Origin of the sequence: Brunnivagina elsteri CCALA 953 (genome assembly GCF_002289455.1) — a bacterium.
GTDB classification, from domain to species: domain Bacteria; phylum Cyanobacteriota; class Cyanobacteriia; order Cyanobacteriales; family Nostocaceae; genus Brunnivagina; species Brunnivagina elsteri.
Genome location: NZ_NTFS01000219.1, coordinates 1 through 11,011 on the forward strand (window position 1 = coordinate 1; position 11,011 = coordinate 11,011).

The 11,011-nt window shown below is 38.2% G+C and carries 7 protein-coding genes; 5 read left to right on the forward strand and 2 right to left on the reverse strand.

Annotated elements, in window-relative coordinates; all coding sequences use genetic code 11:
* Positions 1-192: 192 nt before the first annotated feature.
* A complete protein-coding gene (locus CK510_RS18350; protein ID WP_095723080.1) occupies positions 193-906 on the reverse strand; it encodes a response regulator in 714 nt (237 codons plus the stop codon).
* A 569-nt stretch (positions 907-1,475) separates the two neighbouring features.
* Between CK510_RS18350 and CK510_RS18355 the strand changes: the two genes are divergently transcribed.
* From CK510_RS18355 to CK510_RS18375, 5 genes are all read left to right on the forward strand, one after another.
* Entirely contained in the window at positions 1,476-3,644 is a 2,169-nt protein-coding gene (locus CK510_RS18355) for a hybrid sensor histidine kinase/response regulator (protein WP_095723081.1), read from the forward strand.
* Positions 3,645-3,815: 171 nt separating this feature from the next.
* On the forward strand, positions 3,816-4,028 hold the full coding sequence (locus tag CK510_RS18360) for an SDR family oxidoreductase (RefSeq protein ID WP_281257053.1): 213 nt from the start codon (positions 3,816-3,818) through the stop codon (positions 4,026-4,028).
* Positions 4,029-4,273: 245 nt separating this feature from the next.
* Complete coding sequence (locus CK510_RS18365) at positions 4,274-6,340, forward strand: cation:proton antiporter domain-containing protein (protein ID WP_095723082.1); 2,067 nt, start codon at positions 4,274-4,276, stop codon at positions 6,338-6,340.
* Between the two features lie 20 nt (positions 6,341-6,360).
* Positions 6,361-8,541: an HAD-IIB family hydrolase gene (locus CK510_RS18370; RefSeq protein WP_095723083.1), complete on the forward strand. Its 2,181-nt coding sequence runs from the start codon at positions 6,361-6,363 to the stop codon at positions 8,539-8,541.
* 73 nt (positions 8,542-8,614) lie between these two features.
* Positions 8,615-8,806, forward strand: a complete 192-nt coding sequence (locus tag CK510_RS18375) for a hypothetical protein (RefSeq protein ID WP_095723084.1) — start codon at positions 8,615-8,617, stop codon at positions 8,804-8,806.
* 204 nt (positions 8,807-9,010) lie between these two features.
* Here the strand turns inward: CK510_RS18375 and CK510_RS18380 are convergent, their stop codons facing one another.
* Positions 9,011-10,999, reverse strand: coding sequence for a response regulator (locus CK510_RS18380; RefSeq protein WP_095723085.1), 1,989 nt, complete (start codon positions 10,997-10,999; stop codon positions 9,011-9,013).
* Positions 11,000-11,011: the final 12 nt, after the last annotated feature.

The window sequence follows — 11,011 nt, forward strand, 5'->3', positions numbered from 1 at the left end:
GATATAGACGCTACTCTGCGAGAAGTCTCGCTAGCCTACGGCAACCTCTCCGATGTACGCTCGTCTAATGCGGCTACCTTTGGAAGTCACTCCGTGCCTACCCGTAGGGTACGCGGATAAACGCGGATAAATGCAGATGAGAGTGTACCTCACCCAAATGAAATGCGCTGTATGTTTAACTTTGCAATTACTTTATTTAACCAATCCAGCCCGCAAAGCTCGAACGGCAACTTGAGTGCGATCGTTCACGCATAATTTATTCAAAATATTGCGAACATGGGTTTTGACTGTACCAACTGTGATGTAAAGTTTCTCAGCTATTTCACCATTGCTACATCCATCTACAATTAAATTTAAAACATCAAATTCCCGCGTAGTTAGAGGATAGGATACTAACATTTGGTTCTCTTCTGGAGACAAGCTATTAATTACAATAGTGTCCGAAACTTTAGTATCTGAAACTATATTTTTTTTACTTTTATCTAATACAATTCTCGCAATTAGTGGGTCAATCCAAGAATTCCCTGAGTGTGTAATTCTCACCGCATCAGCCATTTTTTCAATGCTCGCATCTTTCATATAATAAGAATCTGCACCAGCTGCAAAAGCCGCTAGAACAGTATCTTCACTTTGATTCATCGTCATAATTAAAATTTTAGTTTGCACGGTCGATTCTGCATCCTGAGAATTTTTGAATTTCTGCGTTAATTCAATCCCGCTCATATCCGGCAAACCCACATCAATAATAGCAATATCCGGTTGAGTAGACTGAAGTAACTTTAAACCAGATATTGCATTTCTAGCTTCCCCAACAACTTCAATATCCTCTTCTTTGGCTAAAGCAGCACGCATACCCATACGAGTTAAATCGTGGTCTTCAATTAGAGCTATACGAATTTTATCCATGATTAAACCTCAATTTATGCAAATAGATAGATTATGCAATAACCTTCTTGGTAGTTATTTGTATTCACCAAACAAATTCTATGTGAATATAACAGTCTAAGTCTATCCATCCTCAGAACAGTCTATAGAATTTAAATTCTGTTCTATCGAAAGAGATATAGCTATTTCTACAGAAGTTTGGAGATAGATTTAATAGATACTAAAGATTATTAAATACCTATCTTCCGAAGGATGTTTTATTTGCTTAAAAGCTGATGTGACAAATCATGGTAAAATTAATGTCTCCGACAAGTTGATAGGGGTACAAAAATACAGGGGAAACTGGGTGAGATTGACCTAAATTTACGGAACCTTTCTGTCCAGCAACTTCGTAGTCTCTATAATAGTTATGGATAATACCAATTCAACATGAAGCTCCATAGAAACAATCCTTATTTATCAAGGATTTAGTTTAATAAATTATGTATAGCTTTATACTGAAAATGTATAAAACATGACTAATTTTCGGAGATGTCTAATGTAGAAATTTATAAAATTTGAACAATAAAATTAGATAATGGAGAGGATTTATGGTAAAGGAATTTTGGATTAGTTTTTTTAGTTCAGAATCTTTTATTCCCCACGGACATTGTTATCTTTGGCAAAACAACCTAGTGTGGCTACACATCCTATCCGACTCTCTGATTGCCCTATCTTATTATTCAATTCCCATTACCTTATTTTACTTTGTCCGTAAACGACGTGATTTACCTTTTAACTGGATTTTCCTTTTGTTTGCTGGTTTTATAATTGCTTGCGGCACTACACATATCATGGAAGTCTGGACACTTTGGCATCCAGTGTATTGGGTTTCGGGAAGCCTCAAAGCCATCACAGCCATGATTTCGGTCATTACTGCCATAGAACTATTTCCCTTAGTACCTCAAGCCTTAGCATTACCGAGTCCAGCCCAACTCGAACAGGTAAACCAAGCACTGCAAGGGCAAATTGCTGAAAAGCTCAAAGCTGAGGAAAAATTGAGAACATATCAAAATCATTTGGAGGAATTAGTTGCAGCACGTACCAATGAACTGACAGAAGCAAATGAGAAATTGCAGCAAGAAATTGCAGAACGGAAACGTACAGAAATTGCTTTACGACAAAGTGAAGAACAATTTCGTCAATTAACAGAAAACATTGACGAAATTTATTGGTTAACCTCTCCCGATGCTACCCAAGTATTGTATGTCAGCCCAGCTTACGATCTCATTGCTGGATGCTCTCGTGAGATTTTATATCAACGCTCAGATGCTTGGTTTGAGCTAATTCATCCAGACGATCGCTCACAAGTATTAACAGCTGTTAGGGAACGAGTTCGTAACGAAACTGGACTAAATGCAGAATATCGCATTGTTCGTCCCGATGGGGAAATTCGTTGGGTGAAAACGAAAGAATATCCTATTTGTGACGAATTCGGGAAAATTTTTCGCATTGCTGGTGTTGCAGAAGACATTACCGAGCATAAGGAAATTGAAGCCGAACGGGAAAGACTACTAGTGCAAGAAAAAGCAGCCCGTGCCCAAGCAGAAGAAGCAAACCAGATCAAAGACCAGTTTTTAGCAGTATTATCCCACGAATTGCGATCGCCCCTCAATCCCATTTTAGGCTGGTCAAAAATTCTCCTAACCCGTAAACTTGAACCCGAAAAAACTATCGAAGCTTTAACGATTATTGAACGCAATGCCAAATTGCAAGCCCAATTAATTGAAGATTTATTAGATATTTCCCGAATATTACAAGGAAAATTCAGTTTAAATATTCAATCAGTTTATTTAGAATCAATTATTTATAATGCCTTAGAAACAATTCGTTTAGCAGCAGAAGCAAAATCAATCGATTTAATATTCACAATCAACAATTCCGAATTGAAGAGATTGGACAGGCAATCTGAAAATCCCATTCCCAATCCCAAATTTAAAGTAATGGGTGACTCCACTAGATTACAACAAATTATTTGGAACATTCTCAGTAATGCGATTAAATTTACCCCAGTGGGTGGTAGAGTCGAAGTGCGGTTAGAAAAAATCAACAACTATGCTCAAATCACAGTAGACGATACAGGAAAAGGGATTAGCAGTGAATTTTTACCCTATGTATTTGAATATTTTCGCCAAGCAGACAGTGCTACCACCAGAAAATTTGGTGGTTTGGGTTTAGGACTAGCAATTGCCAAGCAATTGGTAGAATTGCATGGTGGTGCAATAACTGTCGATAGTCCAGGGGAAGAACAGGGAAGTACATTTACATTACAACTACCTTTGCTAGAAGTGCATGGGGGTAAAAAAATGCAAGAGAACTGGAATGAAATCGATCCGAACTTACGGAACCTTGAGGGGATAAAAATTTTAGTTGTAGATGACGATAAAGATTCGCGAGATTTTATTGTCTTTGTGTTGGAACAGGAAGGGGCAATTGTGACTCCAGCCACATCCGCATTTACAGCATTAGAGGTTTTGACAAAATTCACCCCCGATGTCATGGTGAGTGACATTGCAATGCCGGAAATGGATGGTTATGCATTGATGCGACAGGTGAAAACAAGTCTAGTCCAACCAAAAGCGATCGCACTTACTGCCTATGCTGGGGAATACGACCAAAAACAGGCTTTAACTGCTGGGTTTCTTCTTCACATATCAAAACCAGTAGAACCAGACAAATTAGTTGCAGCTATCACGCAGATATTGAGGTGCGATCGCTAATTACAAAAACACATATACTGTAAATTGTCAATCAAAAATACTGTAAGCAGTGAGATTACACCATCTTCAAATAAGATAATATCTATCCTCAGACATTGATATCACCGAAAATATCAGCGAACCCGTCACAACTAATAACGAAGGTTGGGGTGAGTTCTCTGTCCAGGTGGAATTCTTACTGGTATTAATGAAAGTACTACTAAGCGTCATTTAGATTGGATTCCTGGTTTGGCAAACTTCGTTAAAGATAATATTCCATTGACAGAAAATATAGCAGGAACTAGTGAAGATGTGGCTCAATTAGTTTTATTTCTAGTTTCAGATGCATCTAGATTCATCACAGGTACTGAAGTCTGGATTGATGGAGGTGGTTCTCTAATCTAAGCAAATATGAATAAGCAAATATAAGCAAATATGAAAATTAGCGAAAAATTATAATCAAATACCAATGGAGATAATCGCGATCGCACCCAAGTGTTACACTGTTATACTCTGAGCGGTTAGCTATTAGCTATTAGGCAAAAGCTAATAAAACAAAGCCTAATAAGCATTCGAGAAGTTCAATTTTGAACCGTTCTTGGTATATATCAATATTAGATAGAACTTTTAAGATAAATAAGAACACCACTATGCTAATTAATAGTCCGATTATTTCCTTTACAATTCTTTTAATAGTCATATTTACAATTCCACCACTATTTGAGCGACTAAAACTACCTGGATTAGTCGGTTTACTTGTGGCAGGTGTAATTTTAGGTAGTAGTGGGTTAAAACTGCTTAATCCCGAATCTGATACAATTAAGCTATTGTCAGATATTGGCAAGATTTATCTGATGTTCGTAGCCGGATTAGAAATTGATTTAGAACAATTTCGCAAAACGAAGAACCGCTCAATCGGGTTTGGAATTTTAACTTTTTTATTTCCTCTCATTGCTGGGATTTTTGTCGGCAGATTATTCAATTTTAGTTGGAATACTTCTGTTTTAATTGGCTCTTTACTTGCCTCCCATACACTCCTTGCATATCCAATTATCAGCCGTTTGGGAGTAGTGGGGAATGAAGCAGTAACAGTCACAATTGGGGCAACCATTTTTACTGACACAGGTGCTTTGTTAGTTCTGGCTGTTTGTGTAGGAATTCATGGTGGAGAATTTACACCCCTGAGTTTACTAACTTTACTAGCTGGATTAGCAATTTATTCAGCTATTGTATTATTTGGTTTTGATTGGGCAGGTAAAGAATTTTTTAAACGTACTGGTGACGAACAAAGTAACCAATTTTTATTCATTTTGCTCGCATTATTTTTAGCATCAGTTGGCGCACAAATTATTGGGGTTGAAAAAATTGTCGGTGCATTTTTAGCTGGTTTAGCTGTCAATGATGTGTTGGGACGTAGCCCTGTTAAAGAAAAAATAGAGTTTATTGGTAGCGTTTTATTTATCCCTTGTTTCTTTATAGATATGGGATTATTAATTGATATTCCAGCATTTATCAGAACTTTGAGTTCAATCGGTATTACTGCTGCGATCGTCATCGCATTGATTGGTAGTAAATTCATTGCGGCATATCTAGCTAAACTTTTATACAGTTACAATAATACCGAGCTATTAACTATGTGGTCGCTGTCTTTACCACAAGTTGCAGCAACATTAGCAGCCGCATTAGTCGCTTATCAAACTGTTAATTCTGCGAATGAAAGATTGATTAATGAGTCGGTTTTAAATAGTATTATCGTATTAATGCTCATCACTGCTATTATTGGTCCGATGATCACATCCAGATTTGCCAGTTCTCTGACTGTTCCCCAAGCTAACCTAGCTGATAAAAAATTATTGAGTTGGTGGGGTAATGAAAAGAATAACTTGGCAGAAAACATTAACGATATTTTTACAGTCATAGTTCCCATTTATAACCCACAAACTCAACGTCATTTATTAGAAATAGCAGCGCTTTTAGCACGTCATGAATCAGGTAAAATGGTTCCATTAGCAATCACCAAAGGACATGCCCAAATGGACAATCCCCTATTACAAATGGGACTTGCACAAAGTCGGCAAAGATTAGATTTAGCAAGAGAAATTAGTCAAGAATTTGATGTTGAAGTATCGCCAGTGATTCGGATTGATGATGATATAGCTTTAGGGATTAGCCGCACTAGTCGCGAACAAAATGCAAATCTAGTAGTATTAGGTTGGTCTAAAAATATCGGTTTCCGGTCACGCTTATTTGGTAATATAATTGATAGCATATTCTGGTCTTCCCACTGTCCGGTGGCTGTTACCCGTCTTTTAAGTAGTCCGACAACATTTAAAAAAATTCTTGTACCCGTTGGAGACTTAACACGTCAAACAATCAGTGCCATTAGGTTTAGTCAAATTTTAGCCGATGTCAATCAAGCAGAAGTGGTTTTATTACACATTTCTAACCCCAGAACCCCAGGGATTCAAGTGGAATTGTTCGAGTCAAAACTATTGGATGTTGCCTCTAAAAGTAAATTACAAGTAAAGACTAATATTCAAACAGTAAAAGGCGATGATATTGGGAAAATAATTATTCAGGAAGCCACAAATTATGATTTAGTAGTGTTACGTTCCATAAGGTATCGTACCACTGGAGGTTTAGCAGTTAGCGAGGTGACAACAGAGGTAATTAAAGGGTTGAAAAGTTCAATTGTCTTGCTTGGAGAACCGAATTAGTAATTTGAGGGAAAGACAAAATGTCAGATAGTTCCGGGTTGTATATTCTACTAGTCAGCGTTCATGGCTTAATTCGTAGGGATAATATGGAATTGGGACGAGATGCTGACACAGGTGGACAAACAAAATATGTGGTCGAACTTGCCTGTGCATTAGCCAAAAACCCCCAGGTACAACGGGTTGACCTATTTACTCGTTTAATTAATGACCCAAAGGTCAGCCCCGATTACGCTCAACCAGTGGAAATCCTCTCAGAAAAAGCCCAAATTATCCGTATTCCCTGTGGTCCACGTCGGTATCTGCGTAAGGAAGTTCTTTGGCAGCATTTAGATACTTTTGCAGATGAGTTACTTAGGCATATTCGCAAAGTCGGCAGAATTCCCGATGTTATTCATACCCATTATGCCGATGCTGGGTATGTAGGCTGTCTGGTTGCTAGTTGGTTGGGAATTCCCTTGGTGCATACAGGTCACTCTCTGGGACGGGTAAAGCAGCAAAAGTTATTAGAACAGGGAACTAAGCAAGAAGTTATAGAAGACAACTTTCATATTAGTACGCGGATTGAAGCCGAGGAAACCACCCTTGGGAGTGCTGCATTAGTAATTGCCAGTACTCATCAAGAGGTTGAGGAACAATACAGCATTTACGATCGCTATCAACCCGAACGCATGGTGGTGATTCCTCCTGGTGTGAGATTAGAAAATTTTTACCCAGCAACCGATGATTGGCAAAATCCACCAATTCAAAAGGAATTAAATCGCTTTCTCAAAGAGCCGCAAAAGCCAATGATTATGGCGATTTCCCGTCCAGCGATACGGAAAAATGTCAGTACTTTAATTAAAGCTTATGCTCAAGACCCAGAACTACGTCAATTGGCAAACCTGGTAATTGTCCTCGGAAAACGGGATGACATTGCCATGATGGAATCGGGACCAAGGCAGGTATTTATGGAGATACTGCAATTAATCGATCGCTATGACCTTTACGGTCATATTGCCTATCCCAAACACCACAATGCTGATGATGTGCCCGATTTATATCGTTTGACAGCAAAAACACGGGGAGTTTTCGTTAATCCAGCCCTGACAGAACCATTTGGGCTAACTTTGATTGAGGCTGCTGCATCTGGTACACCAATTATTGCTACTGCTGATGGGGGACCACAGGATATTATCGCCGCTTGTGAGAATGGTTTATTAATCGACCCCCTGAATATTAAAGATATTCAAAATGCACTGCGAACAGTATTAACAGATACAGAAAAATGGCAACATTGGTCTAGTAATGGTTTGCTTAATGTCTGCAAACATTTCTCCTGGGATAGTCATGTTGAAACCTACTTAGAGCAAGTTCGTAAATTTCCCCAACGACGAGTGCGATCGCTCCTTAGTCCGCTCCGGGAGTCTCCAGGTAAAGCAAATCCAGACTGGCACATCCCTGATAAAAACCGCTTACCAACGGCTGACCGTTTCCTCGTTTGCGAAATTGATAATACCCTATTGGGAGACCAGGAAGCTCTGTACAAGTTAATTCAGCGAATTAATCAGGAGGGACATACTACGGGGGTGGGAATTGCTACAGGTAGGAGTTTGGAAAGTACCTTAAGTATGTTAGAGGAATGGCGATTTCCCATGCCCGATTTGCTGATTGCAGCAGCTGGAAGTGAAATATATTATGGTCCGCAGATTGCCACAGATACAACTTGGCAAAAACACATCGGTAGTAATTGGCAAGCAAAGGCAATTCGGGCAGCGATGCAGGAAATTCCCGGAGTCGAATTGCAACCAGCAGATGCCCAAGGCAAGTTTAAGATTAGTTACTTTGTCGATGCCAGCAAAGCTCCTAGTTTCCGAGATATTATTCGCCATCTGCGTCAACAGCAACTTTATGTGAGGGGAATTTATAGCCACGATATGTATCTCGATCTATTACCAATTCGGGCTTCTAAGGGAGATGCTATTCGTTATGTTGCTTTGAAATGGGGATTACCTGTGAAACGGTTTTTGGTTGCTGGGGCATCTGGAAATGATGAATCTATGCTTGCGGGGAATACATTGGCTGCTGTGGTTGGTAACTATAGCAAGGAAATCGAAAAATTGCGCGGTTATCCTCAGATTTACTTTGCCCAGGGGGAATATGCGTGGGGGATTTTGGAAGCGTTGGAATATTATGATTTTTTTGGTGAATTACCTCAAAAATAGTAATCCTCACAAAATTCTCAAGTTTTAAACTTAATCTGGAAGATATCTAGTAAATAAGCGGGAGATTGGTGTTATGACGAAAGAATATATGGATTCTTTGGAAGTATTTGTCGATCGGTTGACATTAGCCACAGTATTGGAGATGTTGGAGCGAATATCCCACAAAAAAGCAGAAAATTTGAGGGTTCATTGGCAAGATGAGGCTTTAGCAAAGCTTTGGGATAAAGCTGCTAGGCAGATAGAACAAATAAATATTGATGTTTAATTATTGTAGGGGCGAACGGTTGTTCGCCCAAAGATACCTGGGGATAACAAAAAATCTTAATTACAAACATGTCATTTAGACCGTTTATGTGACCAAAAAATAATAAAGGGGCGAACAACAACATAATAAAAGGGCGAACAACCGTTCGCCCCTACCGGGTTGTATGGTATATTTTCCTGATTAATTCAAAATAAACATAATTTATCATTCTCGTCCTGTCAATTTAGCAATTGTTCCGACTAATGCATCAGGAACAAAAGGTTTTGGCATATATACTTGAAATCCTGAATTCAGAATCTTTTTTTCCTCTACCTCGTGAGTATAAGCAGAAATTGCGATCGCAGGAATTTTTGACAAGTCATTATTTAACCTCCTGATTTGCTGGATTAAATGATAACCATCAACTTCTGGCATATAAATATCACTCAGTAGCACATTTGGAATAAATGAGTTTAAGGTTTCTATTGCTTCGGCAACTGAGGATACAGTTATGACATTAGCTCCGTAAATTGTCAGGATTGAAGTGAGTAAATCACGACTATCTGCTTCATCATCTACTACTAAAATTCGTAACCCCTGCAATATGGAAGTATTTTCGATGATTCCTTGATTAGCAATAATAGGGTTAATCAATGTCGAACGATCGGCAAATTTTTGTTTGGAGATTAGGGGAATTTGCACAATAAAAGTTGCTCCTTGTTTTTCCCCTAAACTTTCTGCCCAAACTTTACCACCATGCAATTCTACCAAATACCGAACAATCGCCAGTCCTAACCCTAAACCCCCATAGCTTCTAGTGCTAGAACCATCTGCTTGCATAAACCGATCGAATATATGGGGTAAAAAATCTTTATTTATTCCCATCCCGTTGTCGCTAATTTTTAATTGAGCATATTTTGTTGGACATAGAAATAATCCCTTTTTTTCTTTGTTAGTTATTTCTACCCTGGATAAATTTACCTGTATCCTTCCACCATATGGCGTAAATTTAATGGCATTAGAAAGCAGATTCCAGACGATTTGTTGTAAGCGATCGCTATCACCAAATATAAAGTCTATATTTGAGTCAAACTTAACATCAATATTAATATTTTTAGCCTCTATAGCAGGATTTATGACTTCAATGGTGGATGAAATTACTGTGCGGAGGTCAATATTTCTGATATTTAGCTTTAAATTACCTTTAATGATTCTGGAGGTATCTAACAAGTCTTCTACTAAATGTAACTGTTGTTTGGCATTCCGAAAAATCGCATCAACTCCACGAGCTAATGTTCCTGTATCGACTAATTTAGTGCGGAGAATATTAGACCATCCCAAAATTGCATTTAAGGGAGTTCGCAATTCATGGGATAAGGTTGTGAGAAACTCATCTTTGAGACGATTTACTTGCGCTAATTGGATTGTAGTCTGTTGTTGAGCATTTTCTAATTGCTTGCGTAAGCGAAGCTCGTCGTAGACATCGCTAATATTTTCTACTAATCCATCAACAAACATTTCCTGTCCTTCTTGAGTAATAATTTTGTTCCATCTCACCCAAATCATATTTCCATTTACTTGCTGTAATTGGGTTTCTTGTCCATAAATATGCCCTTGTTGTTGTAGTTCTTCTAATAATTGTCTTCGTTCTGGCAATGGGGAAAAAAAATCGTGTAAATTTAATGATTGGGCTTGGCTGATATTTTCCACTCCCAAAATATCTAAAAAAGTGGAATTTGCTTCCAGTAGTTTTCCTGCTAATGTGGAGCGAAATACACCCACATTTAATCTATTTAATAATGACTGCAAACGAATTTCTAAACATGCCGATTTCTGCTTATAATCAGCACCTTCCAAAGCGTTTTTAACTGCTGCAACCAGACGGATATAATGATTAGAAGATTTAACTACATAGTCATCCAAACCCGCTTTCATCGCTTCTATTGCTACTTCTTGTGTGGCAGAATTTGTAAACATGACAACAGGAAGTTCTGGAAAAGTGCCTTTGAGTTCGCTCAAAATGGTTAAACCATCACTCCAACATAATTGATAATCAATAATTCCAATATCAAAATTATTGAGAGTCAATGCTTGGGCAAAACTGGGAGCATCAATAACATGTTTAACTTCTAAGTCTATAAATTCTCGTTTGAGAAAACGAATCACTAGAGTACGGATATCAGGATTATCATCTATTAGTAGAACCTTGAGCATACTATTAAACTA